General features: G+C 70.2%; 30 protein-coding genes and 5 pseudogenes. 15 read left to right on the forward strand and 20 right to left on the reverse strand.

Going from position 1 to position 26,898, the window contains the following annotated elements; all coding sequences use genetic code 11:
• Positions 1 to 24: 24 nt before the first annotated feature.
• From ACPXCS_RS33465 to ACPXCS_RS33555, 19 genes and pseudogenes are all read right to left on the reverse strand, one after another.
• Positions 25 to 231, reverse strand: a complete 207-nt coding sequence (locus tag ACPXCS_RS33465) for an IS3 family transposase (protein WP_425950725.1) — start codon at positions 229 to 231, stop codon at positions 25 to 27.
• A 462-nt stretch (positions 232 to 693) separates the two neighbouring features.
• Positions 694 to 1,047 carry a hypothetical protein gene (locus tag ACPXCS_RS33470; protein WP_425950835.1) on the reverse strand — a complete coding sequence of 118 codons (354 nt, stop codon included), beginning with the start codon at positions 1,045 to 1,047 and terminating at the stop codon, positions 694 to 696.
• Between the two features lie 94 nt (positions 1,048 to 1,141).
• A pseudogene (locus ACPXCS_RS33475) lies at positions 1,142 to 1,246 on the reverse strand (hypothetical protein); the annotation flags it as partial.
• 363 nt (positions 1,247 to 1,609) lie between these two features.
• Positions 1,610 to 2,098 (reverse strand): hypothetical protein, encoded by a 489-nt coding sequence (locus ACPXCS_RS33480; protein ID WP_425950724.1) that lies wholly within the window; start codon positions 2,096 to 2,098, stop codon positions 1,610 to 1,612.
• 29 nt (positions 2,099 to 2,127) lie between these two features.
• On the reverse strand, positions 2,128 to 2,997 hold the full coding sequence (locus ACPXCS_RS33485) for a DUF317 domain-containing protein (RefSeq protein ID WP_425950723.1): 870 nt from the start codon (positions 2,995 to 2,997) through the stop codon (positions 2,128 to 2,130).
• A complete protein-coding gene (locus tag ACPXCS_RS33490) occupies positions 2,994 to 4,223 on the reverse strand; it encodes an ATP-grasp domain-containing protein (RefSeq protein WP_425950722.1) in 1,230 nt (409 codons plus the stop codon). The genes ACPXCS_RS33485 and ACPXCS_RS33490 overlap by 4 nt, the downstream gene beginning before the upstream one ends.
• Before the next feature lie 52 nt (positions 4,224 to 4,275).
• Positions 4,276 to 4,577: pseudogene (locus tag ACPXCS_RS33495) on the reverse strand (hypothetical protein).
• A gap of 31 nt (positions 4,578 to 4,608) precedes the next feature.
• Positions 4,609 to 5,844, reverse strand: a complete 1,236-nt coding sequence (locus ACPXCS_RS33500) for an MFS transporter (RefSeq protein ID WP_425950721.1) — start codon at positions 5,842 to 5,844, stop codon at positions 4,609 to 4,611.
• Positions 5,841 to 6,320, reverse strand: a complete 480-nt coding sequence (locus ACPXCS_RS33505; protein WP_425950720.1) for a regulator — start codon at positions 6,318 to 6,320, stop codon at positions 5,841 to 5,843. Before ACPXCS_RS33505 ends, ACPXCS_RS33500 begins: the two co-directional genes overlap by 4 nt.
• Entirely contained in the window at positions 6,317 to 7,159 is an 843-nt protein-coding gene (locus tag ACPXCS_RS33510; protein WP_425950719.1) for a winged helix-turn-helix transcriptional regulator, read from the reverse strand. The genes ACPXCS_RS33505 and ACPXCS_RS33510 overlap by 4 nt, the downstream gene beginning before the upstream one ends.
• A gap of 41 nt (positions 7,160 to 7,200) precedes the next feature.
• Positions 7,201 to 7,614 carry a hypothetical protein gene (locus ACPXCS_RS33515; RefSeq protein WP_425950718.1) on the reverse strand — a complete coding sequence of 138 codons (414 nt, stop codon included), beginning with the start codon at positions 7,612 to 7,614 and terminating at the stop codon, positions 7,201 to 7,203.
• 10 nt (positions 7,615 to 7,624) lie between these two features.
• The gene (locus tag ACPXCS_RS33520) at positions 7,625 to 8,068 is read right to left on the reverse strand and encodes a hypothetical protein (protein ID WP_425950717.1); all 444 of its coding nucleotides are present in this window, start codon (positions 8,066 to 8,068) and stop codon (positions 7,625 to 7,627) included.
• Positions 8,065 to 8,547, reverse strand: a complete 483-nt coding sequence (locus tag ACPXCS_RS33525; RefSeq protein ID WP_425950716.1) for a hypothetical protein — start codon at positions 8,545 to 8,547, stop codon at positions 8,065 to 8,067. Before ACPXCS_RS33525 ends, ACPXCS_RS33520 begins: the two co-directional genes overlap by 4 nt.
• 94 nt (positions 8,548 to 8,641) lie before the next feature.
• The gene (locus ACPXCS_RS33530; RefSeq protein ID WP_425950715.1) at positions 8,642 to 8,959 is read right to left on the reverse strand and encodes an SH3 domain-containing protein; all 318 of its coding nucleotides are present in this window, start codon (positions 8,957 to 8,959) and stop codon (positions 8,642 to 8,644) included.
• 179 nt (positions 8,960 to 9,138) lie between these two features.
• Positions 9,139 to 9,882 carry a hypothetical protein gene (locus tag ACPXCS_RS33535; protein WP_425950714.1) on the reverse strand — a complete coding sequence of 248 codons (744 nt, stop codon included), beginning with the start codon at positions 9,880 to 9,882 and terminating at the stop codon, positions 9,139 to 9,141.
• A gap of 262 nt (positions 9,883 to 10,144) precedes the next feature.
• Positions 10,145 to 10,453 carry a hypothetical protein gene (locus ACPXCS_RS33540; protein WP_425950713.1) on the reverse strand — a complete coding sequence of 103 codons (309 nt, stop codon included), beginning with the start codon at positions 10,451 to 10,453 and terminating at the stop codon, positions 10,145 to 10,147.
• Between the two features lie 161 nt (positions 10,454 to 10,614).
• The gene (locus ACPXCS_RS33545) at positions 10,615 to 11,100 is read right to left on the reverse strand and encodes a hypothetical protein (RefSeq protein WP_425950712.1); all 486 of its coding nucleotides are present in this window, start codon (positions 11,098 to 11,100) and stop codon (positions 10,615 to 10,617) included.
• A complete protein-coding gene (locus ACPXCS_RS33550; RefSeq protein WP_425950834.1) occupies positions 11,097 to 11,639 on the reverse strand; it encodes a DUF4913 domain-containing protein in 543 nt (180 codons plus the stop codon). The genes ACPXCS_RS33545 and ACPXCS_RS33550 overlap by 4 nt, the downstream gene beginning before the upstream one ends.
• Before the next feature lie 250 nt (positions 11,640 to 11,889).
• Positions 11,890 to 12,645, reverse strand: a complete 756-nt coding sequence (locus ACPXCS_RS33555; RefSeq protein WP_425950711.1) for a DNA-methyltransferase — start codon at positions 12,643 to 12,645, stop codon at positions 11,890 to 11,892.
• A gap of 515 nt (positions 12,646 to 13,160) precedes the next feature.
• Between ACPXCS_RS33555 and ACPXCS_RS33560 the strand changes: the two genes are divergently transcribed.
• The 12 genes from ACPXCS_RS33560 (at position 13,161) to ACPXCS_RS33615 (ending at position 24,842) form a co-directional block, all read left to right on the forward strand.
• Entirely contained in the window at positions 13,161 to 14,285 is a 1,125-nt protein-coding gene (locus ACPXCS_RS33560) for a C40 family peptidase (RefSeq protein WP_425950710.1), read from the forward strand.
• Between the two features lie 174 nt (positions 14,286 to 14,459).
• A complete protein-coding gene (locus ACPXCS_RS33565) occupies positions 14,460 to 14,825 on the forward strand; it encodes a hypothetical protein (protein ID WP_425950709.1) in 366 nt (121 codons plus the stop codon).
• A gap of 217 nt (positions 14,826 to 15,042) precedes the next feature.
• Positions 15,043 to 15,357, forward strand: a complete 315-nt coding sequence (locus ACPXCS_RS33570) for a DUF6112 family protein (RefSeq protein ID WP_011031268.1) — start codon at positions 15,043 to 15,045, stop codon at positions 15,355 to 15,357.
• Complete coding sequence (locus tag ACPXCS_RS33575; protein ID WP_425950708.1) at positions 15,357 to 16,049, forward strand: hypothetical protein; 693 nt, start codon at positions 15,357 to 15,359, stop codon at positions 16,047 to 16,049. Before ACPXCS_RS33570 ends, ACPXCS_RS33575 begins: the two co-directional genes overlap by 1 nt.
• A gap of 36 nt (positions 16,050 to 16,085) precedes the next feature.
• Positions 16,086 to 17,465, forward strand: coding sequence for an SCO6881 family protein (locus ACPXCS_RS33580; RefSeq protein ID WP_425950707.1), 1,380 nt, complete (start codon positions 16,086 to 16,088; stop codon positions 17,463 to 17,465).
• Positions 17,466 to 17,546: 81 nt separating this feature from the next.
• Complete coding sequence (locus ACPXCS_RS33585; protein WP_189722368.1) at positions 17,547 to 19,019, forward strand: SCO6880 family protein; 1,473 nt, start codon at positions 17,547 to 17,549, stop codon at positions 19,017 to 19,019.
• A gap of 100 nt (positions 19,020 to 19,119) precedes the next feature.
• The gene (locus ACPXCS_RS33590; protein ID WP_425950706.1) at positions 19,120 to 19,581 is read left to right on the forward strand and encodes a DUF6238 family protein; all 462 of its coding nucleotides are present in this window, start codon (positions 19,120 to 19,122) and stop codon (positions 19,579 to 19,581) included.
• Positions 19,582 to 19,609: 28 nt separating this feature from the next.
• Complete coding sequence (locus ACPXCS_RS33595) at positions 19,610 to 21,124, forward strand: VirB4 family type IV secretion system protein (protein ID WP_425950705.1); 1,515 nt, start codon at positions 19,610 to 19,612, stop codon at positions 21,122 to 21,124.
• 14 nt (positions 21,125 to 21,138) lie between these two features.
• Entirely contained in the window at positions 21,139 to 21,711 is a 573-nt protein-coding gene (locus tag ACPXCS_RS33600) for a hypothetical protein (RefSeq protein WP_425950704.1), read from the forward strand.
• A 278-nt stretch (positions 21,712 to 21,989) separates the two neighbouring features.
• Positions 21,990 to 22,907, forward strand: a complete 918-nt coding sequence (locus ACPXCS_RS33605; RefSeq protein WP_425950703.1) for a hypothetical protein — start codon at positions 21,990 to 21,992, stop codon at positions 22,905 to 22,907.
• A gap of 254 nt (positions 22,908 to 23,161) precedes the next feature.
• Positions 23,162 to 24,190: a hypothetical protein gene (locus ACPXCS_RS33610; RefSeq protein WP_425950702.1), complete on the forward strand. Its 1,029-nt coding sequence runs from the start codon at positions 23,162 to 23,164 to the stop codon at positions 24,188 to 24,190.
• A gap of 205 nt (positions 24,191 to 24,395) precedes the next feature.
• Positions 24,396 to 24,842 (forward strand): hypothetical protein, encoded by a 447-nt coding sequence (locus ACPXCS_RS33615; RefSeq protein ID WP_425950833.1) that lies wholly within the window; start codon positions 24,396 to 24,398, stop codon positions 24,840 to 24,842.
• Here ACPXCS_RS33615 and ACPXCS_RS33620 read toward each other — a convergent pair.
• Positions 24,802 to 25,274: pseudogene (locus ACPXCS_RS33620) on the reverse strand (NF041680 family putative transposase); the annotation flags it as partial. The gene ACPXCS_RS33615 and the pseudogene ACPXCS_RS33620 sit on opposite strands and share 41 nt — an antisense overlap.
• Between ACPXCS_RS33620 and ACPXCS_RS33625 the strand changes: the two are divergent.
• The 3 genes and pseudogenes from ACPXCS_RS33625 to ACPXCS_RS33635 form a co-directional block, all read left to right on the forward strand.
• Positions 25,172 to 25,477: pseudogene (locus tag ACPXCS_RS33625) on the forward strand (transposase); the annotation flags it as partial. The pseudogenes ACPXCS_RS33620 and ACPXCS_RS33625 sit on opposite strands and share 103 nt — an antisense overlap.
• 84 nt (positions 25,478 to 25,561) lie before the next feature.
• Positions 25,562 to 25,852: a hypothetical protein gene (locus tag ACPXCS_RS33630; protein WP_425950701.1), complete on the forward strand. Its 291-nt coding sequence runs from the start codon at positions 25,562 to 25,564 to the stop codon at positions 25,850 to 25,852.
• 271 nt (positions 25,853 to 26,123) lie between these two features.
• Positions 26,124 to 26,826: pseudogene (locus ACPXCS_RS33635) on the forward strand (IS5 family transposase); the annotation flags it as partial.
• Positions 26,827 to 26,898 lie beyond the last annotated feature (72 nt).

Here is a 26,898-nt window from a genome sequence, read left to right on the forward strand (position 1 = left end):
ACCGTAGGCCTTCTGAGTGAGATGTCAATGAAACAAACGGAGTTGAGTTCGTTCGGCCGTTGCCGGGTCGGCGTAGTGCTTCTCCTCGAACTCGATCGGGCTGAGGTAGCCGAGCCGCTTCTGGACGCGCCGGGAGTTGTAGAAGCCGTCGATGTACTCGAACAGTGCGAGATTCGCCTCGGCCGTGGTGGTGAAGACGCGGCTGCGGATGCACTCTGCCTTGACGATCAACCACGGGTTCTCCGCAAGGGCCTTGTCGTAACTGTCCCCGACCGAACCCTTGGGGGCGGCAACTCCCGCTCGCAGGACTCGAGTTGTCTGCTTCGCGGATGTGTATTGGCAGCCGTGGTCCGCATGGTGAATCAGTTTGCCCGGTTCGACTTCCCGGCTTGCGAGCGCGTACTCGAGGGTGGTCAGGACCAGGTCTCTGCTGCTGGAGACCCAATCGAGGTCCGAGTCCGTGCGGAGGGCATGCCACCACTTCGGAGAAGAGGGTGCCACGGCTCGCTGGGGCTGGACGTGACGCCGCCGTAGGAAGTGCCCAGGTGCAGTTCGGAGGGATCGCCGAGAGCGAAGAGGGGTCGATGACTGCCACAGCGTAACGAGGCCCACGCGCGCTCGTGGACGACAGAGCCCTCGGATTCCAGGCGGTGGAATCCGAGGGCTCTGTCGTGGAGAGGTGTGTAGGGCGGGTCAGCTCTCGGTGGAGTCGTCGGTGGGACTGTCCGTGCGGCTGCGGCGTGCCAGTAGGAGAACGCCTCCGCCCGCTGCGATTAGCACGGCCGCGCCGCCGATCAGCCACGGTGTGGCGTCGGCTCTGGTGTGGGCGAGGGAGCCCGTCGGCGTCGGCGTGGAGTCCCCGACCGGGGTCGCGGCCACGGGCGAGGAGTCAGGATCCGGTGTGTCGCTGCCCGAGGCGGAGGGCGTGGCTCCTCCGGTACCGCTCGGCTTGCCCGGGCTGGACGGGGAGTAGGTGGGCTTGTGCGTCGGCTTGTCTGAGGGGTCGAGCTTCGGGTCGGTGGCTGTCCTGGCGTTGGTGACGGTCATGGTCACCGGGGCGCCGGGGCGCGCCGGGGCCCGCAGTGAACGTCTTCGTCGGCTTGTAGAGGTCGTAGCCGGCTGGGGCCTTGATTTCCTTGACCCAGAACTGAGTCCTGCGGCTCGACACGGGCAGTTCTCCGGAGGCCGTGCCCTTGGCGCCCGTGGTCAGGGTGAGCAGCGTCGACGTGCCGGTGCCGCTGTTCACGGTCGCGCCGGGCAGGAGCTTGCCGGTCTTGTCGTCTTTGGCCTGCAGGAGGACCTTGGCGGCCTTGAACGGGGTCGGTGATCGTCAGCCGGGTGGCGGTGCCGGGGGTGACGATGACGTCCTGGTCGGCACGGGCTGAACACGGCGGCCGTGCGTGCTTCGGTCTGGGCGGACGGCCAGCCCTCCTCGAAGGGGAAGGCCCACGCGGCGCGAGGGTCAACGGCGCCGGGGCCAGCGAGGTGACGAGGCAGGACCTGCACGCTCTGGGCCGGGTCGAGGTTCTCAAGGGGGTCAAGGGGGTGGGTGAGCACGGGCAGGGCTCCTGCGGAGAAAGTACGGACTGCCGAGTTGGAAGGGCGCGGCTCAGCGAGTGCGAGCGCCGCCGCGCGCGGTCGGCGGGGCGGGAGCCGTGCACGCGCTCCTGCTGGCGGCGCGGTTCGGCGCGGACGCCGCCCATGCCCCCGGGAACCAGACAGCGGTGTATTGCTCGATGGCTTCGCGAAGCCCGGTGAACTCAGCTCCCTCCCACGGTGGTTGACCGGCGCGGTGGTACTTATTGAAGGTGCCGTGAGTGGAATTGTTCAGGGGCCTGTTGCTTGCCACGTCGCGGCGGTGGAAGGTGCCGTGGTCCAGGAAGCTGAGGCTGACCGCATCGATCTCGCCGTGGTCCGGGTGGACGACCGCAAGGCGTAGACCGCCGTAAGTGTCCGCGTAGATGGTGCGGGTGAAGTCGATTCGGAACCGAAGGTGCGTGCCTGGAGTCGGCACGGCGAGGTAGGTGTTGCCCACGACGGTGCTGTCGTGAAAGGGGAGGCGGAGTTCGGCGAAGAACTCAGGGGCTTGCAGGGACAAGGAGGATCTCCGGTCGGGTCAGGAGCGTGCTACCGGCGACCGGGCAGGGCCGGTCGGCTGGTGGTGCTCCAGCGCGGGACGCTGGCCGCGGGCAGCGCAGCCGGACGGCGGGAGGAGACGGCCCGCTGCACGTCGAGCGGAGTGGGAGCCGGCGGGCCCGGCGGGAGGATCGGGGTGAGCTGGGCCATCCCCTTGATGTAGCTGGAGGTCACCTCTCGCCACCGGGGCAGGGGAGCCGGATCGGCGACGCACTCGGTGACGGCGGTGAGCAGGGTGACCGGGGTGTCGGCGCTGGCCGTGGCGTACCAGACGGGCCGGTCGATGGACTTGCCCGCCCACAGCTGCCAGCGCGCGTCGAGCGTGGTCAGTTCGGTTTCCGGATCGAGGTCACCGGTGGTGAACTCCATGCCGGCGAGCCCGTCCGGGGCCTGGACCGCGAAGACGCCCCAGCGCGGACGGTCGATCTCCCAGCCCTGCTTCAGAAGCGGCACGACCGCGAGGAAGGGATCGTGCTCGTCATTGCCGGAGATCGGCCGGGCAAGGTAAGCATCCGGTCCCCGCTCGTACGCCGTGGCCAGGACCGTGGTGAACGCCTGGACAAACTCAGTGGGGACGCGGTCGTTGAAGCAGACGCCCCACGCGGGCGGTCCGAAGGAGTCCTTGTAGGCGTTGATGCGCCAGAGCCCGTCGTCCTCGCCTTCGGGCAGGTAGCCGAGGCGCACGCGCCGGTCGGGAGCGCTCACGTACACGTTGGAGTCCTCGTCGTACCGCAGGTCCCAGTCGAGGTCGAGCAGCGGGGCGAGGGCGGGGTCGCCGGTTCCGGTGGTGGAGGCGAGGTGGCGCGGGGAGACGTAGACGTCGCCGTCGATCTCGTGGTGCGAATCGGGCTGTGGGTTCATCGGTCTGCCCTCGTGGTGACGGTGATCTCGTCGGCGGCGGTGTCGAGGCGTTCGGTGACCTCGGCGGTGGTGCGGCCGGTGACGATGTAGAACCCGGCCCGGGCGGTGAACAGGTCGCCGTCGGGCGACAGGACGAGCTCGTCGCCGATCTCGCGGATCCACTGCACCTGGTGCAGCCAGGGGGTGTGGGCGGCGAAGGGCTGGTTGATGTGCCGGGCGGTCAGGGTGCCGGAGGTATCCGGGTAGAGCATGCGGATGCCCGCGGCCCCGCTGCGGGTCGGGGTGAGGTCCGGCGCTCGGCCGCAGGCGAGGTCGGCGGCGGCCCGGGGCAGGTCGATGCCGGTGGCCAGGCGGACAAGGTGGCCGATCATGTCGCCGCCGATCCTGGCATTGACCTCGATCAACCGCGGCCGACCGTCCACCAGGCGCAGCTCGACGTGCTGCACTCCGTCGGTGATCCCCATGGCCTTGACCGCAGCAGCGGCGGCCGGGGCGACCTGGGCCAGGAGCGGGTCGGTGGCATCGACTGTGTGCCCGGTCTCGTCGAAGTACGGCGCGGGGCCCAGGTGCTTGCGGGTCACGGCGACCGCCGTGGTCGCTCCGCGGTGGGTGACGCATTCGACCGAGAATTCCGGCCCGTCGAGGTACTCCTCGACCAGGACGCCGGTGTTCTCGCGACTGCGGCTCGCACTGGCCGAGGCGAACGCGAACGCGGCGGGCAGTTCTTCGGGCCGGTCGACGCGGATCACGCCGATGCTGCCCGCGAAGGCCGCGGGCTTGATGACCGCCGGCAGACCGAGGGTCATCGTCGCCAGGCCGGCCTCCAGTAGAGTCCGCGCCCTTATCGAGGCGGCCGAGGGCACGCCATGGCGGGCGAACAGAGCCCGGGTGGTGGCCTTGTTGCGACAGGCCCGCATCACCTCGACGGACATCGAGGACAGACCGAGCGCGCGGGCGAGACGGGCGGTGGGGACGAGGTGCCACTCGTCCCAGGTGACCACGCCGGCAAGGTCGTGGCGCTCGGCCAGCGCCCGGCCGCCGGCGAGCAGCGCTGCGGGGTCGCTCAGATCGACCACGGTGTGGTCGACGATGAATGGCTTCTCCCACGACGGCTCGGTGCCGGTGAGCAGGACGACGTCGTACGCGGCGGCCACCTGTTCCAGGCAGTAGCCGCGGTAGGTCTCGTCGCCGGGAGAAACGACGAGCACGAGAGGACGAGCGGGCAAGAAGGGATTCTCCGTATCGGTGGAGGGCGGGACGAGGGAAGAGAGGGGTCTCTCAGGCGGCACGGGGGCGGCGCAGCTCGAACGCCGCAGCCCAGTGAGGGTGTTCGCTGACCAGGCGGCGGGCGTAGAGGGCGGTGTAGTTGTTGTTCAGCCCGGCGACCGCTGAGGGATCTGGCGGCGCAGGTCCTCGAACAAGTCCTTCAAGCTGACCCGGGTTGCACCGGCGGCCAGGCGGCGAGCGGCCATGCGTTCCAGGGCCTCGTAGACGTGCGGGTTGTGGGCGTCGAAGGCGCGGCACTGCTCGGTGATGGTGCGACCAGTCGCGCGGTGCGATCCAAGGGCGGCAATGGACATGAAGTTCGCCACAGGCTGGGGCGCAGCAGGGTCAGGTGCGCAGGGCGGGATCGGTTCGCAGGCGAGCGAAGGCGCAGAACAGACCGAGGGCCTGCAGCGCGGCACAGACGGTGATGACGTGGCCCAGCGCGTCGGGCGGAGTGAGCGCGGTGAGCACGCCGGCGACGGGGAAGGGCAGCAGGAGGATGAGGATGGTCGCCGACAGGGTGCTGCCGAACTTCTCCGGAGGGATCAGGCGGGAGCGCAGGGTGCGCAGGACGACCGTCATGCCGCCTTCGCCCGCCATGAGGACCGCGACCAGGACCAGGTAGGACCGGTAGTCGGGGGCCTGGGCAGCGGCGAGACAGCCGAGCGAGGCGAAGGCGGCGCAGGCGGCGCCGACCGGCCACAGGCCGAGGCGGTCGAGCGCGAACCGGCAGAGCGTGACGCTGAGGAGCGTCGCTGCGGCAGCGGCGGACCAAACGAGGCCGACTGCGGTGGTGGACTGCCCGAAGTGCTTGACGACGATCACGGGACCGGCCGCTTGAAGAAGGCCGGTGGCCAGGTTGGACAGGGTCAGCCCGGTCACGAGCCAGCCGAGCGCGGGAAGCGAGCGGATGGTGCGCCACCCGGTGAGCAGTCCGGCCCCGGCCCTCCCCTTCGGCGCACGGGCCGGTGCCACGGGCGAGTGCGGAGTGCGCAGGGCAAGCAGCGCGGCAAGCAACGAGAGCACGGTGATCACCGCGAGCATCAACGGCGGACCGGCAAGCAGGAGCACCCCGGCGAGCGCCGGACCGGCCAGGGTCGCCGTCTGGTCGATGCCGAGCAGGACGGCCTGGACACGGTGGGCCCGCCGTCCTGCTCGGCGGCTGGCGGCAGCGCCCGCGGTCTCGGCCGCGATATAGCTGAACTCGGTGAGCACGCCGGTCGTCGCTGCCAACAGCATTACGGTCGCGCCCGCCACGGTGCCGGACGGGTGGAAGTGGAGCAGGACCGCGCCGACGGCAAGGACAAGCGCCCGGCCCAAGGAGGCCAGGTGGAAGACCACGGCAGCACCGCGCCGGTCGACAACCGATCCTGCCCACCCGAACGCAGCCAGCCGCGGGATCCACTCCAGAGCGAAGGCTGCGCCCGTCAGCGCGGCGGAGCGCGTCGTGGCCAGGACGAGCAGCGGGGTGCCGTAGGTGGACATCGCGAACGCCAACGCGTCCGCCGTGCGCGGCAGGTAGATGCTGCGCATCAGCCCGCCGGTGTGGCGTGCGTGCCGGGGTGTGACCGCTTCGCTCACGCGACCGGCTCAGGTTCGGACACCCTGGCCACCTGGAGGTTGTCGGCCAGCCACTGGATCAGGAGCGTGCGGAGACGGGCCACGCCCGCCTCCGCTCCGTCGGCGCGCTCGGTGATGAGCGAGGGTGCCAACAGGGCAAGGACGTGCCGAATGCGGCTGCTGAACTCGCAGACGGGAGCCGGGAAGGCGTGACGCCTGGCCCAGCGGGCCATCGCGTCGTACAGGCCGGCCAACTCCATCCCAGCCTCGGTCAGTTCCAGACCAGTGCCGGGCGCGATACGGATGAGACCGTGGGCGCGGGCCGTGTCGGATGCGCTGCGCAGTTGGTGCGTGGAGAGGTCGGGCAGGGTGCCAGCCAGCCGTCGCGGCGGTATGGCGCCGTTGTCGTCGATCTCGGTGACCAGGCGGACCAAGGGCCGCGAGGCGAGCAGTTCGACAGCGCACTGCGCTTCGGCAGAGGTAAAGGGGGTACTCATCGGCGCGGGCCTCCCGCCGGGACGGCTGCCTTCGGGCGGGCGGTCGCAGCGTGCGAGAAGAGATCCCCGTTGTGCCAGGCCGGAGGGGACTGGGGTATCCGAGCGGGTGGGAGCGCCGTGAGGGCCGGCCGAGACTGGCTGCTGATCCACGGCCTCGGCGCGGGCTTCGCCTGCGGGTGCCCCCAGACCGGGTGCTGGGCCGCCTGGTCGAGGGGCTGCCCGGCGGCCCACGCGGACAGGGTGCCAAGCACGGGGCCCAGGCCATCGCCGGCCGCGGACAGCCGGTAGGGCCGGCCCATGCCGTCGGTGTCAACCAGGCCGTCGAAGACGAGCTGCCGCAGAGGCGGATAGATATTGGTCCAGTCGCTGCTGGGCATCACGATTCGGGCCAGAGCCCGGCCGCTGACTTCCTCACGGGACTTCAGCACCCACAGGATGGCGGCGGCATGGCGCCGGGTGAGCAGGGTGAGGCTGTCCTCGATCTGCTCGATCGCGGGCAGCGGGCAGTCCGCCTTCTCCAGGTGTTCCTCGGCCCAGGTGACGATCATCGGCAGGATCGGCAGCAGGGCGGCTCCGCGTTCGGTGTGGCCGTAGGTCACGTGCCGTGCGGTGTGTTCGGTGCGTTCGACGAGTCCGGCGTCGCACAGCGCCTTGAGTTTGGGGTGGAGCTGGCCGTTCTGCAGCCAGGACACCTTGGCCGCCAGCTCGCTGTAGCGCAGCGGCGGGCCGGAGAGGGCCAAGAGGATCCTCACGCTCCAGCGCGGGGTGATCATGGCGAGGGCCTCGGTGACCCGGGCGATGTCGGCGTCGGCATCGGGGGGCAGAGCGGTGATGGCCAAGGGAGGAACTCCTGGGTGAATGCAAGGGGATCGCCTGGGGGTCAGCGGCTGTGCGCCGGACTCGGGGTCGGAAGAGGCGGAGCCGGAGCAGGCGGCGAGGGAGTCGGCGGGGCAGGCGTCGGGGCCGGGATGCGGGCCAGGCTTTGCAGGACGGCGGCGACCGATTTGGCCTGGACCTCGCGGACGGCGACAGCTTCGGCGAGCCGGCGGGTCCCGTCGAGGAGGTGGGAGACCTCGTGCGGGCCGATCTGCCGTTCGGGGTGGATGAGCCGGGCGAGGTGGTCGCGGTGGAAGTCGATGCTGCGCTCGGCCAGGGCAAGGTCGCCGTGCATGCCGAGCAGGGCGCAGAGCATGCCGGGCGGCTGGTCCTGGGCGTGGGCTTCGAGGTCGGCGAGCGGTGCGCCGTACAGGTCCTCGATCCGTCCAGCTATGTCGGTGGACGTGGGGTGGGGCAATCGGGGGCTTTCACGGTCGGCGGGCCCGGGCCGCCCCGGCACGCTGGGGTGCCGGGGCGGCAGACGAGGGCAGGGTTGCGGTGGCCCTGAGCTGAGCCGTTCGTACGGGCCGGGCCTGCTGGGCGGGCGGGGGCATGGTGCGCAGCAGCTCGCCGAGGGCGGCGCGGTAGCCGTCGCGGGCCTTCAGTGCCGCGTCCAGCCACTGCGCGTCGAAGCGGAGCTTGTCCGCCGACAGTTCGCCCATGTCGCGGTCCGGATCCATGTCGGCGTGTAGGCGGTCGCGGACGCGGGCGACCTGCTCCTCGGTGAGCGCCAGGAAGGACCGCAGCTCCAGGGCACGGGCGAGCGCGGGCGAGGCATCGTGGCGGGCAGCCGCCTCGTACAGCTCGGGTACCGGGTTCCCGAAGACCTTCTGCAGGTCGGCGTCCATGGTGCTGGCCTTGTCCCGGCTCATCGGGCGGCCCTTGCCGACCGCCAAGCCGTCGCCGGTGCGGTTGAACCCGCGGGCCGGTTGGGGGCGCTGGTCTGCACCGCCGGGCCGGTGCGGGGTCGAAGGCGGGCGAGGCGCTCTGCGGCAAGATCCTTCTTCCCCGGGGCGTTCGGGTCGAGGAGCCATCGCACGACCAGGGCACGGCCGTCGCGGGCGGTGACGGCCGCGTTCACCCGGTGGGCGAGGCCCATCGTCGGGTCGTCGACCTCGCTGGGCTGGGTCTGCAGTGCAGCGAGGAGGTCGTCCTCCGCGCGCTCCAGCACGGACTGAGCCTCGACGAGAAGGGTGTGCCACTTGACGATGTCGGTGGCATCGGGATTCGCGGTCGGCGCGGCGGCGACCGCGGCCTTCAACTGGTCCATGCCCATGTCGAAGCGCGCTTCGATCCGTTCGGTGAGCACGCCCACGACATCCGCAGAATCCTCGGATATGCCGTCGGACAAGGGGATCTCCTGTTCTGGATAGGCCGATGCGTAGGAATGTGAGGGGCCCCGTACTCGGCGGATCAGCCGCTTGCCGGGACGTGCTGAAGCCCGGTCAGTCCAGGCACATACGGACGTCGCGGTAGACGTACGTGCCGGAGACCCAGCCCTTGACGCCGGTTGTCTTGTCTGTGATGTAGACCCAGTTGCCGCTCTTCTTGGAGACGGTGAACTTGTGGCTCTTGTAGAGCACGCCGAGTGCCGCGGACTTTGAGCTGGCCTTGGACCGGATGGTCACGGCCTTGGCGTGCACCGCGTACGGGAGCGGCGGCAGGTTGTGGCAGCTGACGGCGGGGGCGACGGTTGCTGCGGTGGGTACGGTCGCGGCGCTGGTGGTGGCAGACAGCACCGGCAACGCGAGTGCGCCGAGCATCGCCGCGGATATGGCAATTCGGGTGGAGCGCATGCGGAAGAAGCCTCCGTGAAGGCGTGGGGAATGTGTGGAAGGGCGCCGCGGGAGTTGTCCCGGCGGCTGTATAAGAGTCCGGAGAAACGCCGGTTTGGCTAACCGGCGATCGTCGGCTATGTTCCGCCGCCCCCACGGCCCGGCGCTCAGCGCGAACGGCCGGGCGGGCGCGGAGCCGGGGCCTTCGCCACAGCGGCCGGTCGACGAGCTGCGGCTGCCGGGCGGACCGGCGGGAGAGGGCCAGCCTCGCCGGTGAGCCGGTCGTCACACCACTGCAGGGCCCCGTCGACCGTGTCGAAGCCGCCCTCGCGCAGGGTGTGCGTCCACGTGTCGGTGTCGACCTCTTCGACCACAACGCGGAACGGCGACGGGGCGCATTCGTCCAGGGCACGCAGTGCCACGACGACGACCATGTCGTCCGGGTCGTCGCTGGTGTAGGAGTAGCCCATGGCGTATTGGTCGCCGTCGCCGACGAGGCGTCGCTCCAGTGCTCGCGTGGCCTCGTCAGCCGGCGGCGGGCCCAGCTCGGGGTCGAGGCCGATGGCATCGTGCGGGCAGCCGCGGTGGATGAGCCAGGACTGCGCCATCGCGGGCAGCGGCAGCGGGGCCTTCTCGAAGCTGAACGTCCGCTTCTCGTGGTCTCGTTGCAGATGCACGGCGAGCACCTGGGGCATGCCGGGGTGTCCCCAGGTCGCGGTGCGGTCGAACAGGACGTAGTAGCTGTGCGGACCGTCGTGATGTTCGGCGAGGGGGACGAGCATGTCCTCGTGGACGCCGACCTTGCGGTAGAAGTCGAGGTACCTCTCCTCGTCGGCGTCGAGGTCGTCCAGATCGAAGTCGACTTGAGGGATGGACTTCCGGACCGGCGCCGGTTCGGTGGGAGACAACAAGGGGCCTTTCGGTGGAGTTCAGCGCCGCTGTGCCGGGGTGGACGGCGATGTGTCGGGTCGAGCTGGGACCTTCGGCGCCTGCGTCGTGGGGGTCCGGCGGGCGACGAACAGCGCGGCTCTCCGGCGTCGGTGAGCGCGACCGGCTGGCCTGCGCGTACGGGGTGGCCGGTGTCCCGGACGACCAGTCCGGCGTCCTCCAGCCGCCGTAGCTTGGTGTGGGGGATGCGGGTGCCGGAGGCGGCTGTGACGGACATCCGGCCGGTCAGCAGGTGTTCGTAGAGCTTGGGCCGCCGGCGATGGCGAGCAGCGCCGCCGGGTCGTCAGTCGAGAGCTGCTGTGCGTCGGGCGCGACGGACGCTGCTGCGGCTTCGATGGGCTCCAGGGCGGCGAGCACATCCCGGGCAGCGGCGTCCCGCGCGTCGGCAGCCTCTTGCAACTGCTCCACGGTGCGGTCGATACGCGTGAACAGAGCGCCGTCGACGTCGAACTCGCCGCTGGACAGGCGGTTGAGGAGGCGCAGGTGGAAGATGACGCCAGTCTGGGTCTTGGCCAGCTTCCGGTGCCGGTCCACCAGTTGGGCGTGCTGCTCGTCGAGGACGCCGCGGTCGCGGTAGGCCCACAGGGTGTCGATGTCGTGCCCGGTGGCGGCTTCGAGGCGATGGTCGAGCGGGGAGACCGCACGCCGGGAGGGTGCCGGCGCGGGGTCAGGGGCATAGGCGACGCTCCGTGCGTTCAGCGGGTGGGATTGTGCGCGGGGTTCGGTGCGGGACGGGGCAGACCCGGTGGCGCAGTGGGCGGCGGACCGGGCCGGGGCACGGGCGCGCGGGCGGCCAGTTGCGGGGAACGGGAGCGTGCCGCGTGGGTGCGGGCGCTCAGCGGACGGCGAGTCATGCCCAGACGGCGGCCGACCTCGTCGTAGACATCGTTGCCCGCGCGCGGCCGGATCGCGACGACGTGGATCTCCTTGTGGTGGGCAGACTCCGCGGGCGCCGGGCGAACGGCGTAGACGACGCGCCAGTCCTTGCGGGAGTCCACGAACAGCTTTCGACAGCCCTCCAGGTCACCGTCGAGGCGCAGCCCGAAGCGCTGCGCGTTCACGACTTCCTGCAGGTAGGCAAGGGTGAGGTCGCGTATGTCGCTGGGGGCCTGGAGAAGATCGGTCAGCGCGCGCGGATCGAAGCTCAGTCCGAAGGCGGGCTGTCCCTGTCCCGCGGTCACGACGCCGGCTCGTCCTGGTCAATGGCCTCCGCCGTGGCCGCCGTCTCCGTCCGTACGGACGGCGGCGGGCCGGGCAGGAGACGGTGTGCGGGCCGGTCGGGAGAGGTCATGCAGGCCGACAGCGGGCCGCCCGGTGCGCGGATCGCCGCGACGGCGTGGGAGAGGAAGTCCCGGTGCCACACGAACAGACCGGAGAGCCCGGCTTCGGGGTCCTTGTGCTGCTGGTAGGCGAGCCACAAGGCATGGAGCCAGGCCACGACGTCGTCGTGCTCCTGCCACTGCAGGCACCAGGGCGCCGCGGTGGTGACCTCCGCCCCGTAGACCGGGAGGAAGAAGTCGTCGACCCAGTCGGACAGGGCGTCGAGTTCGTCCTCGCGTTCCTCTCCGTCCAGTTCCAGGATCGGGCGGGGCTCCGGTGGAGCGGCGGCCTGCGGGCTGCCGAGTCCCGGCATGCCGAATGCGGCAAACGGTGATCCACTCGGCGACGGGGCGGACGCGAGGTGGTCGAGCTGCTGAGCCTGTTGCGCCGACTGCTCCATGAGCCGCCGCACGCTCGCCTCGATTCCCTCCAGCTGCGGATCCGGAATACGAATCGGCTCCAAATCTCCATCGTCTGCAGGTTTTGCGGATTCGGGCATTGAGAAGTTCGGCCTCCTACGAGACGCGGAATGAGGGAAGTGCGGGGGCGCCCTCGCGCGGCGTCGCCAACCGATTGCACGTTCCTCCGGCGGTATTTCGCCAACGGCAGCGGTGGGAGATGGTCGCCTTGGCGACGGGCAAGGACGCGGCTCAGGCGGTGAGAACCACGTCGTCCTGCGTGAGGGTTGCGCGGATCGTCTCGGTGAGCCGGTCGGCCGCGATCGACGCGTAGTGCTCGGTCTTCTCCACGCCGATGAAGTCCCGGCCTTCCAACAGGGCGGCCACGCCCGTGGAACCGGAGCCGGCGCAGAAGTCGAGGACCGTGCCGCCCTCGGGGCTGATCTTGACCAGCTCGCGCATCACCTCGACCGGCTTCTGCGTGATGTGCTGGCGCTTCGCGCCAGAGGGCTGCGAAGCCGAGTACATGCCAGGCAGATAGACGGGGTTGCGGGAGCCGTCGATCGGCCCCTTGCTGGCCCAGACGATGAACTCGCAGTTCTGGGTGAACCGGCCCTTCTGGGGCCTGGCCTGCGGCTTGTGCCAGGCCAGGACACCGCGCCACAGCCATCCGGCCGCCTGGATCGCGTCCGTCGTCGTCGGGAGCTGGCGCCAGTCGGTGAACAACAGGGCCGTCCCGCCGGTCTTGGTGAGGCGGTGGGCCTCGGTCATGATCTGCGTCAGCCAGAACGAGTAGGACCTCTGGTCCATGTTCTCGCCGGTGAAGTCGGCGAGTTCGTTCTTGGCGCCGGCCGAGGTGTACTTCTGCTTCGCGGAGCGCGTGGTGCGCTCCTTCGCGGTCCGCCCTCCGCTGTTGTACGGCGGGTCGGTGATGACGGAGTCGACGCAGCCGTCCGGAAGGCCGGAGAGAACGGCCAGAGCGTCGCCCTGGTGAAGGGAAAAAGGCAAAGAGGAACCCCGATTCGGGTTGCGGAAACGCGGAGGGAAATAGCCCCCTCGCGCAGGAGTCCTCGCGGGCCGGAAGTGGGCATGCAGAAGCCCAGGGCCGCAGACCGAGGAGGGCGAGGGGGAGTCCAAAAACTCTAGAGGCGAAACCGCCGACGCCCAAGAAGTGCCCTGTCGAGGTATCGGTTTCCGGCACCTCACGCCGACTTTTTGGTCAACCGCCGATCCGCGCCTACTGTTTTTGAACCGCCCGGCGCACACCGCCGCTGGCCACTCCCTTGCCACACCTCACGGAGGTACCCCTTGCCCCGGCACACCTAGCTCACGGTCCGGCCACGCGGAGCGAGCGGCAACTCGCCCCGCACCGGCCCGTCCCGATCGCCCACCCCGGCTGCCGCGCCCTTCCGAGACGCCTCGCGCACGCGGTACGCCGGACCCCGCACCCCCAAGGACACGTTCATGACGTCTCGCTACCCACCCATGCCCGAAACCGCTGACCGGCGAGCGGTCCGCTCGGATTGAAGGGGCTCGCCGCCGGCATCGGCGTCGTCTTCCTCTCCCCGATCCTGATCGCCGGCACCGGCATGATGCTGGCCTCCTCGGCCGACGCCGTGCAGAGCAGCGGCTCCTTCAGCAGCTGCCTGAGCGACATCGACAGCGACAAGGTCGCCGAACAGGTCACCAAGATCCTCGACGGCGCCTCCGGCAAGGACGTGCACGTCGAGGGCCTGGACCTGCCCGCCGAGCAGGTCCCCAACGCCCAGACGATCGTGGCCGCCGGCCTCTCCCTCGACGTCCCCAAGAAGGGACAGATCATCGCGCTCGCCACGGCGATGCAGGAGAGCCGACTGCGCAACCTCGCCTACGGCGACCGCGACTCCCTCGGCCTCTTCCAGCAGCGCCCTTCCCAGGGCTGGGGCAGCGCCGAGCAGATCCGCGACCCCACCTACGCGAGCGAGCAGTTCTACAAGCGCTTGCTCAAGGTGAGCGGGTGGCAGCAGATGACCGTCACACAGGCCGCCCAAGCCGTGCAGAAGTCCGGCCTGCCGGACGCCTACGCGCAGTGGGAGAAGCTGTCCACCGCGCTGCAGGCTGCCATCGCCAAGACCTTCCCCGGTGGCGGTGACGCGGACGGCAAGGATACGGACCAGGAAAAGCAGTCGGCCACGACCGGCTGCGCGCCGGGCCAGGACGGTTCCGGGTTCGGCCGCATCCCCGAGGGGAGCGTCCCGAAGGGTTACTCGATCCCCAAGGACGCCGATCCGAAGGCGCGCAAGGCCATCACGTGGGCGATGCAGCAGCTCGGCACGCTCTACCAGTGGGGCGGCTCCTGTACGAACTCGCATGGTACTGACCCCATGGGCCGCTGCGACTGCTCCAGCCTGATGCAGCAGGCGTATGCGCATGTCGGCGTCACGCTCACCCGCACCACGTACACGCAGGTCAACGAGGGCAAGGCGGTTTCGCTCTCCCAACTTGAGCCCGGGGACCTGATTTTCAGCCGGGGCACCGCCGCACGGCCCGAGCATGTCGGCATGTACATGGGCGAGGGCCTCGTGATTGAGGCGCCGCGCACCACCAAGCCGGTCCGGATCACCCCGATCAAGGACTGGACGATCCTCGCCGCCCGCCGCGTCATCTGATCCCGGTCAGCCCGCAGGCCCGCGAGCCGCCGTCACCAGGACCTCGCCGGTGGTCTGCCCGATAGCTGGGCTCGGTGGCCAATTCCCCATCTCTCTCGATCGCTTCGCCCGACGGCCGCCCAGCAGGACGAGCCGACGGCCCCCTCCTATCCCCCAACACCCCGGAGCATCCACGTGACAATCCACTCCCGCGTCCGGCGCGCCCTCGCGGCCAGCTCGATCGGCCTCGCAGTTGCGGCCGGCGGCCTAGCCAGCGCCTCCACAGCCCAGGCGTCCGACACCGGCCACACGACGATCTCGTGCAAGGCAGTCAAGGTCCGCAAGGATCCTTCGAAGAAGTCTGCCGTCGTGGGCATTGCCTACCGGCACGACAAGGTCGCCTATGACCAGTTCGCGTACAAGCGCGCAGAGAAGACCTGGTACACCCGCGGCGCGGTGACCCGGAAGTCCGACGGCAAGAAGATCCGCGGATACATGATCTACGACTGCGCCAACCCGTACGAGTCGAACCCGGCGCCGAAGCCGTCGATCCCGAAGTAGAACGCCCCGGCAGCCCTCCCTGGCTCCGAGCCGAAAATGCGGCTTCGAAGCCGCGCCCCGGCCCGAGGAGTGGCCTCTCCCCGCCTCTGCCTGACGCCGGTCCGGGCGGGGCGCCGCCGCGGCCACTTCCGCGCTCCGAGCGCACCTCCCCCTCCGCTTTCTCCCTTTCCCGCCGGCCCTCGCCTGGCCCGCGTATGCAAGGAGCCCTGCCACACCTATGTCCGTCCCTCTCGCAGACCGCGTCATCCAGCTTGCCTACGACCCAGGAATCTCACCCAAAGGCGGCGGACTGCCCGGGCTGAGTGTGCTGAAGAACGTCGTCAACTCGATCAACATGTTCGGGATCATCGCCGTCGTCGGTGCCCTCGCCGTCTCGCTCGGCGTATGGGCCTGGGGTCACCACACCGGTGGTCATCAGGCCGAAGCCAACGGTAAGAAGGGCGCGGTCGTGGCCGCCGGCGCTGCCCTCGGGTTGGGTGCCGCGAACGGAATCGTGGCCTTCTTCTCCGGCCTGGGGTCGCAGGTCCATTGATGCGGAAACGATTCCCCTCCTTTTCGCTGTCCTCGTACGGCGCGGGCTGGTCAGCCAACCGGCGCATCGCGATCGTCACCTGCGTAGTCGCCGTCCTGCTCGCCATCGCCGGGATCGTCGCGCTGCTGATCGGCGGTGGGAACAGCCACCCGGCCCCGGACGCTGCCCGGCCTGCCCCGGCTGACAGCCCGGTCCCCACCGAGGCCGCCCCGAAGCCGTCCTCCGGATCCGGGTCAGTTCCCAAGCCCCCGCAGATCGCCGAACCGGTCACCTACGCCAAGGCGGCGGCCCGGATGCTGTGGTCGTACGACACCCGCGACACCAGCCGCGACCAGCAGCTCGCCGGCATGCGCGCCTGGATGACCACGGAGCCCAAGTACGCCGACTGGGCCTCTGTCTCCGGCCAGGTTCCCGATCCAGTGCTGTGGTCGCGGATGGCCGACCAGGACCAGCGCGCGACCGCCAGCGTCACCGAGGGCCACTACCCGTCCGCCTTCAAGGCGGCCCTGGCCGACGACCCGTCCGCGATCACCGAGGCGTACATCTACGTCGTCACCGTCAACGGCAAGCAGACGCTCAGCTGGAAGAAGGGTGGCGGAGGGGCCGAGGAACGGGCCGTGACACTCGCCGTCCAGTGCCGCCCGAACCACGACTGCACCCTGGCCGCCATCGCACCGAGCGTCACGCAGTGACCCGCGCCTGACATAAGAATGGAGGAGTAACTCCCCGTGGGTTTCTGTGATTTCCCCCTGGCAGACAAGCTGTGCGCCGTCGGTGACGCGGTCGACTTCGCCTCGGACCCCGCCAAGGCCATGGGCGACTGGATGGCGAAGTCCGCCGGTGAACTGGCAGCCGCCGCAGCCGAGCTGGCGGCCGTGGCAGTCAACACCACCACCAAGGTCGATCTGAACGCCGGGTGGTTCCGGGACAACTACGAGATGTTGCTGCCGCTTGGCCTGGTTCTGCTGGTCGCGACGTTCTGCGCGCAGCTGGTCCGAGCCGCCGTCAGGCGCGACGGACAAGCTCTGACACAAGCGTTCACCGGCACCATGTCGGGCGTCCTGTTCGCCTTCTGCGCCATCGCCCTGACCACGGTCGCCGTCGAAGTGGTCGACGCCCTGTCCGCCGGCCTGTTCAAGACAGCGAACCTGAACATCGAGTCGGCTGTGCGCCGCATCGTGAAGGTCGGCCAGATTCCGGGTCTGTCCGCACTGGGCTGGCTCGTGGCGGCAGTCGCCGGTCTCGGCGCCGCCATCGGCGCGTTCCTCTACTGGTGCGTGATGATGGTCCGCAAGGTCGGCATCCTCGTCATGGTCACCCTGGCCGTCTTCGCGTCCGCCGGCGGTGGCTGGGAGGTCGCGCGCCGCTGGCGCCGGGGCTGGATCGAAGCCACCGCCACGCTCGTCGTCTCCAAGCTGCTGATGACCGTGATCTTCGTGCTCGGTATCGCCGCCATGGGCAAGACCGAGGCCGGCGATGGTATCGCCGCTCTGGCCGACGTGATGTCCGGCATCGTGATCATGATTCTGGTGTTGCTGTGCCCGTACGCCGTCTTCAAGTTCGTGCACTGGGCAGCCGAAGGCACCGACGGCGAGTCCATCCACCGGGCCGGTGGCGCTGGGGCCCAGATGGCCAAGGCTCACGCCGAGAAGGCCGCCCGTAAGACCGCCGCCGCTGCGGCCACCGCCGGAACCGGTGGCGCTGCCGCCGGAGCAGGCGCCGCAGCGCTGGGCAGTGAGGCTGCTGCCGGAGGCGGTTTCCCTGGCGACATCGCCGCCGACCCGACCGGCGGAGGCGGCGAGGGCAAGGAGGGATCGCAGAGCGGCGGAACGGGTGCCTCGCCCGGCGGCGACGCGGTCAAGTCCGGCTTGGAGAAGGCCGTCCAGCCCGCGCCGACGGGCGTGTCCGACGACACCAGCGGCCAGGTGGGCGGCAGCCCGGGGCCTGGCGGATCCGGTGCGAGTGCCGCGTCTGGGCAGAGCGGCGGATGGCAGTCCACTCCGCCGACGACGACACCGCCGCCGCAGGGCGCACCCCCGTCCTCCGGCACGCAGAATGCCCCGTCGAGCGGGGCGAGCGGACCCCCGCCGCCTCCGACCGGCCTCTGATTCCCTGACCGATCCCCGGGGGCGGGATGTGCACGCGCCCTCCCGCCCCCGGGTTCCACCCGCGCCTCCAGGACCCGCCCCTTGACTGATCTCTCCGTCGCCCCGGTCACGGTGAAGTTCCCGCACCGGAGCCGCCGCGGCATCCTCCTCGGCCTCTCCCTGCCCCAACTCGTACTCGTCTCCTGCATGCTGGCCCTGCTGCTGATGACGGTGATCTCCACCGGGCTGCTCGGCGCCGTCGCCCTGGCACCGCTATGGGCGGCATCCGGGGCACTCGTCGCGATCCGCCGGCATGGCCGCTCCCTGATCGACTGGGCGCCGATCGTCACCCGGTATGCGCACCGTCGCCGCACCGGCCAGACCCTCTGGCTCGCTCGGCCCGTCACCCGTCCCCGGCAGGACGGCGTCCTCCATCTGCCGGGCACCGCCGCTTCCCTCAAGGTGGTCACCCCCGGCGACTCCGCCAACGGCGCCGCAGCCGTCCACGACCCGCACCAGCAGACCCTGACCGCCATCGCCCGCGTCACCAGCCGCGCCTTCGCCCTCCTCGACCCTGCCACCCAGAACCACAACGTGAGCAGTTGGGGACGCGCGCTCGCGGGCATCGCCCGCACCGGGCACGTCGCCACCGTGCAGGTGCTGGAACGCACCGTCCCCGACTCGGGCGACACCCTCACCCGCCACTGGACCCACAACGGGCAGCCCCAGACCCCCGTCGCCGGACAGATCTACTCCGAGCTGGTCTCCTCTGCCGGCCCTGCCGCCGCCCCGCACGAGACCTACCTCGCCATCTCCCTCGACCTCAAGGCCGCCCGGCGCCTGATCAACCAGGCCGGCGGAGGGCTGCCCGGGGCGTTCACCGTCATGAAGCAGACCACCGCGTCCATCGCGCAGGCCGCCCGCACCGCAGGGCTCCAAGTCACCGGCTGGCTGAGCGCGCGGGAAATCGCCGCCGTCATTCGCACCGCCTACGACCCGAAGGCCCTCGCCGCGCTCCAGCAGTGGTCCGAGACCGGCCGCGCCGAAGCCGACCCCGCAGCCGCCGGTCCCGTCGTGCAGTTCGAGGAGTACGACCGCCTCGCCACCGACAGCGCACGACACGCGACGTACTGGGTGGAGAACTGGCCGAGGACCGAGATGGGGGCCGGGTTCCTGCACGGGCTGATGTTCACGGCCGGCGTGCGCCGCAGCCTCTCCCTTATATACGTGCCGCAGGGACTCGAGTCCGCACTGCGGGACGTCCAGCGCAAGAAGGCCGCGATCATTGCCGACGCCAACGAGCGCGCACGCCGCGGACAGGTCGACTCCGAAGAGGACTCCGTCGAGTACGCCGACGTCAAAACCCGCGAACGCCAGCTCATCGCCGGACACGCGGACGTCGCACTGACCGGCCTGGTCACCGTCACCGCCGAGACCGACGCCCTCCTGGACGCCGCCTGCGCACAGATCGAGACCCACGCCGTCACCTCCGGCGTCGACCTCCGACGGCTCAACTACCAGCAGCCCGACGCCTTCGCCCTCACCGCGCTCCCGCTCGCCCGCACCGCCCTGTGAACCAACGGCGCCCGTGCGCAACCCGACCCACCGCACTCCGGATCACCCGCGACGGGGCGCCCCTCACTGCCCTGCCTACCGGCAGGAAGGACCACCACCTTTGACCTCTCCTACGCGCCCCGACGACGCGCACCCCTACCTCCGCGCCGCGAGCGCCGGCATCCGCCACCACGCACGGACCCTAGCGCCGTCGGACGCGGACCCGCCCAAGCCCGGAGATCGTCTGCACCTTGACGTGCTGCACGCCCACCTCACCGCTCTGCTCCAGCTTCTGGACCGGCTCGCCGACAACATCCGGCCCCCTCACCCGGCCGCCGGACGTCACCTGGCAACCGCCCACACCAGGCTCTGGCAGGCCACCAGCGAAGTCCACGCCGCCTTCCACCTGCTGCCCGGCACACCCCAGGCCGACGCCGAGACAAGCGCCTGCCATCCAGAACGGCTCCCCGAGGGCCCGCCCGTGCTGACGATCTGCCAACGCCACCTCACCGCCGGACACGTAGTCCGCCGCAAAACCACCCCCACCGACCTCCGCCCGCACACCACGGCCTGCGTGCGATGAGCACCACCCGCAGAATCGAGGGCCCCCGATGAGCCACCGGCCCGCCCGTCGCGCCCGCCGCGCGTCCGCCAGCCCGCTGTTCACCCCCCACGGCACCGACCGCGCCAGCCGCAAGGCCGCCCGCCGCCAGCTCGCCGAGGCCACCGCCAAAGCCCGCGCCGAAGCCAGCGCCCACCAGAGCGAAAGCACGCCCGCCGAGCACCAGCTGCCCGCCCCGCTCTACCCACCGAGCGGACGCCCCGGGCCCGCCTCCTCTCGCGGGAACCGGCTGAAGCTGCCCGCCCACCGCATGACCACCGCGGTCGCGGCTGGCGCCTATCCCTTCCTCGCTGAAGGCGGACTCGGCGCCGAGGGCATCTACATCGGCCGCGACGTCCACGCCGAAGCATCATTCGTCTTCGACCCGTTCGCTCTGTACGGCAAAGTCGAGGGATTCACCAACCCCAACCTGTTGCTCGCCGGCGTGATCGGCCAGGGCAAGAGCGCCCTCGCCAAGTCCTTCGCGCTGCGGTCGGTCGCCTTCGGATACCGCGTCTACGTCCCGTGCGACCCGAAGGGCGAGTGGACTCCGGTGGCCGAAGCCCTCGGCGGCCGGTCCGTCGCCCTCGGGCCCGGACTGCCCGGACGCCTGAACCCTCTGGACGCGGCCCCGCGCCCGGAGAGCGTGGCCGAGGCCGACTGGGTCGGCGAAATCCGCAAGCGGCGCCTGCTCCTGCTCGGCTCCCTCGCCCGCACCATCCTGGGCCGGGACCTGATGCCCATGGAGCACACCGCCCTGGACGTCGCCCTCGACGCCGTCGTCACCCGCGCCGCCGACACGCACCGCACCCCGCTCCTCGGCGACGTCGCCGCCGCCCTCAACAACCCCCACAAGCTCGACGAGGCCGCCGGGATGATGTCGGGCCAACTCGGCGACGCCGCCCGCGACCTGGCCCACGCCATGCGGCGCCTGGTCCACGGCGACCTGGCCGGCATGTTCGACGCACCCTCCACCGTCGCCTTCGATCCGAACGCGCCGATGCTCACCATCGACCTGTCCCGCCTCGGCGGCTCCGGGGACGACACCGCCCTCGTCCTGGCGATGACCTGCGCGAGCGCCTGGATGGAATCCGCCCTCTCCGATCCCAGCGGCGGCCGGCGCTGGATCGTGTACGACGAGGCATGGCGCCTGATGCGGCACGTCGGCCTGCTCCAGCGCATGCAGGCCCAGTGGAAACTCAGCCGCGGCCTCGGCATCGCCAACCTCATGGTGATCCACCGGCTGTCCGACCTGCTCACCGCCGGCGACGCCGGATCACAGGGCCGCGCCCTGGCCGAGGGCCTCCTCGCCGACTGCAGCACCCGGATCATCTACCGCCAGGAGACCGACCAGCTCCACGCCGCGGTCTCCCTGCTCGGCCTGACCTCCGTCGAGATGGACGCCATCGCGCACCTCAACCGAGGGCGTGGCCTGTGGAAAGTCGCAGGTCGGAGCTTCATTGTTCAGCACCTCCTGCACAGCCACGAACTGGCGCTCTTCGACACCGACGCCCGTATGCACTGAGGACCAAGAGGCCCGTGAAGCCCGACTTCCAACGCGACTTGATACCGAACGACGAGGTGCTCCAGCTTATCGGCGCGCTCAATGCGATGAAGGACGAACTGCTCAACGCTGCCAAGCAGTGGGAGCTGCTGGACGAGAACGGACACGTACCGGCCACGCCTTCCTACACCGCGCTGCTCCAGCACGCCACCGACGCACAGGACCTCTCCCGCGATGTCCTCCGGCTCACTGCTGACTTCGCCCGGAGCCCACACCACACCACCCGCGCCGGCGGCACCGTTTTGAAGCATCTCGGCACGGCGGCGACCATGTCGAGCCACGCAGCCCCGCACTTCACCGAGTCTGCGGAGTGTGCCCTGGCCCTGCCCCGGTCTGCCAACCCGACCGACCGGCACTACCTCGCGAATCGCATGGTCATCGACCACGCCTCAGCCCGCGCCTTCCTGCGGCGCACCTCGGAATCCCTTCGTGACGCGGCCAAGGAACTCGACGACCACCTCGGCTTCCAACGCTTCCTCGCGACGCTCACCCGTCAGGAAGTCCCGCCGGCACCTCGGCCACCCAGGCCGGGCGATCGCCACCGCTGACCGCGCCTGCCCTGAAGCCCGATCCACCCACATCCCAAGGAATGCTCTGAACCGCCCCGCTCATTTCAGCGACGCCGACTGGGCCGAATACCAGCAGTGCCAGGCCGAGCACGGCGACCTCATGGCGCAGGTCGCCGGACGTGAAGCCCAGCTGGAACACGACCTGATCACCGCCTACGACGAGTACGAACTCGACTCCAGTCCGGTTCCGAAGCCAGAAGCCGACCTCGCTCGCCGAACGCCTCCGTCACACCGACCGGCGTCCCGCAGGAGAATCCGTGGCCGCTGACGAGGCGAACGCTACGGACGCCCGCGCGGCTCCGATCGCGCCGCTTCCCGACTACCGCGACGTGAACATGCCGTGGTGGCAGGAACTGTGGCGCCGCCATGCGCACATCACCACGCCGCTGCGAGCGCGCGGACTTCCATGTGACATCGAGTTCGGCCTCAGCGCCTACATCGTGCGCGTCTCGCTCCCCGACGACAGCTACCTGATCATCAGTCCGCCGCAGGAACCGTCCTCCGACCGCCCGCCCGGAGACCCCGAGGGCTGGATCGCGACCCGCGAGCACCCCGACGACCAGACGCTGTTCGAGGTCCTCTACGACTCTGCCCCCTCCGACGACCCCGACGCTCGCCGACGGCCCGAAGCCCGCCACGGCGGCAGCGCCCAACCCCTGATTGAGGCGATCGACCTCCGCCTCGCCCAGCTCGGACTGCTACCGCACCTCGTTCTGCCCCACGAAAGCCCCCACGTGCACCCGGCCCAACCGACGCCCCCGTCCCGGGACACCCCCGGCGCACCAGACCGCGGCCCCACCTACGTCTACGGCGACGCGCTGCGCGATCTGACCGACCGGCTCAACGCAGCCGAGTCGCACGCGGATGGCGCTGCCCTTTTGCATCAGATCCTTGAACCCACCGACGGCCTGCTGGCACAGCTCGGCGAGTTCTTCGAAGCAGCCGGCGAGAAAGCCAAGGAAGCCAAGGAGGACGACGGCTTCGACCTGTCCTACGACCTCGCCGACGCCGCTGCCGAGATCCGCAGCCTCGGAGAGGTCCTGCACGTGGCCGAGGACCGGATGCGGGCCCTCACCCCGCTCGCACCCGCACCGCGGCTGCCCTCCACCCCGGCTCGTGCACCGTCCCTTCCGCCGCGAGCCCTCCCGTCAGCTCCGCCGCGGCACACGCGCTGACGCCGCACCGCCGCCGCCCTCCCCTTCCCACCGCCTACGGGGACAGAGGTCGCGCACTTCGCGTCCACGGCGTGGTCCAGCAGCTCACGGCCAAGGGCATCAGTGTGAACCTCCGCCACTCGGCGCCCACGACCAGCGCGGCCTTCCGCCGGCATCGCCGAAGACAGCACCCACGACCAGTCGTGCCCGCTCATCCCCATCCGCCCAGCAGACCCTTGGAGCCCCCTATCCGCACCGCTCGCCGTACCCTGCCGATGTTCGTCGGCGCCGCCTGCCTCGCCCTGGCCCTCACCGGCTGCGCCGGCGAAGACGGCCCCGCCCATGCCCGGCAGACGCCCCGCGCCAGCACCGCCCCGAAGCCCGTGCCCGCTCTCAGCGCCGCCCAGGCCCGCGACGTCATCACCCGCTATTCGAAGATCAACAACGAGGCCAACACCGACCGCGACCGTCGACTGCTCGACACGGTCGAGGACGGCCCGCTGTACGCGATGTCCATCTCGGACTACACCGAGACCGAAGGGCTCCCCGCGGCAGACCGCAAGCCGTACAAGCCGTGGTCCTACGACTCCGCGGACGCCAAGCTGTACATCCCGCGCCTAGGAGCCGGACAGAACCGCTGGTTCGCCGCCGCGCTCTCGGACCAGAAGGGCAAGGCCCCCTCGCGGTTGGCCGTGTTCGCCGAACGCCCCCAGCACAAGCGCTGGGAGATGGTCTCCGTCGTCGACCTCGACAGCCCGGACCTGGCGGACATCGCCCTCGACCACGACGGATACGCAACGGCCGTCACTGCCGACGGCAACAAGCACCTCGCTGCCGACGCCAAGCTGCTACGCACCGCGGTCCTCGACAACTTCGCCACCGGAGGCACGAACACGGGGACGAAGGTCTTCACACCGACCAAGGCGAGCAAGCGGCAGATCGAAGTCCACGACAAGACCGGCACCCGCTTCGGGGCCCAGGGCACCACCGTCTTCGCCGGCGCCGCCAACCGCTACACGGACGCCTACGCCCTCAAGACCACCGATGGCGGCGCGCTGATCCTCTTCTCCCACACGCACACCCAGACCGACGCCGTCGCGCACTCCGGCCTGCAGATCAACCCCGGCAAGGACGACCGGGCCTGGCTCCATGACGTGCCCCGCACCTCCATCCGCTACACGTTCGTGTGCAACGACGCCGCCACCGTCCCCGCGAAGGCCGAGCCCTCCCGCCTGATCGGCTACACCTGCGCGCGTACCGACGCCTCCGGCCCTCCGGTCCCGTCCTGGTCCGACCGCGCGTAGACGCACCCACGCGCTGACGGCCGCCGAACCTCCCCCGCACCCCGCTCGCTCCGGAGAACACCTGTCCACACGCTCCTTCATCGCCCGCCCCACCCGCAGTACGGGATACACGGGCATCCACGTCCAGCTCGACGGCGTACCCAGCCACCACCTCCCCTTGCTCCTGGCCGCCTACCAGTACAAGTTCGGACGCAACATCGAGGCCATGTCCCGGCACCTCATCGACGACGTCGCCGTCGGCTGGGACGAACTCGGCACCGATCTCCTCGACGACGCCCCGCCCGCACTCGTGAGCGCGCTGACGGGCGGCGAGCACTGGCCCAGCCGAACCCTCGACCACCTGATCACCCCGGACGGCTCACCCCCGGTACGCATGTCGGTCACCGACACGACCGCCGACGAGCAGGACATGCAGTGGGGGTACGTCCTACACAAGGAGGGCGTCGAGGTGATCAGCCTCCTGCACGAGGACATCGGCCCGATCGTGAGCTGGTCCACCGACCCGCGCACCGCCTTCAACGACCACCCGGCGGCCTGGTCCTCCCTCGACTCCCCGCCCGCCATCCGGGCATCGCGCGGCAGGCAGCCCCAGAGCGCTCCTGCCGCAGCCCCGGCGAAGGCCGGCGCCCCGCGCCCCGCCGCCCGACGCTAGGTTTTTTGCGGACTGTGTGCCCGTCGTGGCGGTGTGTGGGCCGGGTGTTCTTCCGGCCGGGGGTCTTCCGGGGCCGGGGCGGGTGGGCTTCGGTGCACCGGCCGGGCAGGTGGCGCTCGGGCGGATGTGCCGGAAGTCGCGGCGGACTCGAGCGGGGGTGAGGCGGTCGGGCACCGCGGGTTTCTCCCAGGGCCGGCGCAGGTCGGCCGCCAGCGGCCGGGCGAGACGAAGCTGGGTGTAGGCGGCCAGGATCAGCCAGGTCCACCGGTCCGCCGCCTGGGGTGTGCGGATCTTCGGGCAGGTCCAGCCGAGGGTCTGCTTGAACAGGCGGAAGGTGTGCTCGACGTCGAAGCGCCGCAGGCATGCCTGCCAGGGCCATCCGCACTTGGCTGCGGCGGCGCGGCGTCGCCCACACCATTCCCGAGCGGGCCGACCAGATCGCCAACCGTGCCCGGCGCGGCAGCCTTGGCGGCCGCCCGCCGGCCTTCGACCGCGAGGTCTACAAGCGCCGCAACGTCGTGGAACGGTGCTTCAACCGCTTGAAGCAGTGGCGTGGCATCGCCACCAGATACGACAAGACCGCCCAGTCCTACCAAGCAGCCGTCACCCTCGCGTCGCTCCTGATGTGGGCGTGACACTTTGACGACAACTCCTGGGTCGCGGTCGCGGTTGCGAAAAGTGGGTGCCAGCGCAGGATGGAAGAGTGGGAGGTGGTCCTCATGGCCCAGATCATTCTGGCGACCCAACAGGAGTATGTCCAAGAGGTCGAGGTGTTCGATGTCGACCTAAGTGCGGAGGAAAAGGCTGCGTTTCGTTCAGCTCCTGAGAAATTCCTGAAGGAGCTGATTGAGGGTGAGGGGCACAAGGTCAACGGACTCGCCATTGAGGCGCGCCTGCGCGACGGAGACGACGGGATCGATACTGCCTGCCCTGAGCGTCCGGTGCTTGTCCACTTTAGGCAGGGCCCGCTGAGTTCCAACTGGGCGTATGTCTGCCCCCACCCTGTCTAGAGTCATGTCAGGCCAGTGCTGCCCAGAATCGACTCGGCCCGTCAGCGAACGAGCGGGGCTGAGGGTGGACGGACGGAGTCGGCGACAACGATCGAGGTATCTTGGGGACGTCGTTGCGGTTGCCACTCGTCAAAGGGTGGGTTCCGGCTGGCCAGGATTCTTGAAAGCAGAACGGCTACCTCTCTTCCCTAACTTGGTTGCGGGCTCAACCAGGAGGCGGATCCAGGGTCCTAGCGCGTGTCTCTTTGATGGGTTGATCAGTTGATCGGATGTGCCTGTCCGATTAGTGATCACTGATGCGATGTGGGGCCGGATCGAGCCGCTGATGCCGGCGGATCCGGTCCGCGGGCGGCGATGGGCCGACCACCGCCGCACCCTTGAGGCCATCGCGTGGAAGTACCGCACCAACTCGCCCTGGCGGGACCTGCCCGACGAGCTCGGCTCGTTCCAAACCGCCCACAAGCGGCTGATCAGGTGGGCCGTCGACGGCACCTGGGAGAAGATTCTCGCCGCCGTCCTGGCAGCAGCGGACGCCGACGACGACATCGACTGGACCGTATCAGTGGAGTCCACGGTGGTCCGGGCCCACCAGCACGCCGCCGGAGCACGTAAAAAGGGGCGAGGTCCACCTGGCCGCCGACGGCCGCGCACGACCTCTGGCCTTCACCGTCACCGCGGGCCAGGCAGGTGACGCCCCCGCCTTCGAGACGGTGATGTCCCGCATCCGCGTGCCTCGAAGCGGTCCGGGCAGGCCGCGAACCCGACCCTTCGCCGTGCTGGCCGACCGGGCCTACTCGTCCCGCGCCATCCGCAGTCACCTGCGTCGCCGGGGAATTCGCGCGGTCATCCCGCAGCCCTCCGACCAGATGGGCCACCGGCTACGACGAGGCCGCCAAGGTGGCCGCCCGCCCGGCTTCGACCGCGATGCCTACAAACAGCGCAACACCGTCGAACGATGCATCAACCGCCTCAGAGGTCGTTCTCTTTCCGAACCCCAGGTGCGGTTTTTGCTGGTCAGGCATGAGATTGCGGCTGGCACGGAAGTC

This window comes from Streptomyces sp. DT190, assembly GCF_049846985.1.
In the GTDB taxonomy this organism is placed as follows: domain Bacteria; phylum Actinomycetota; class Actinomycetes; order Streptomycetales; family Streptomycetaceae; genus Streptomyces.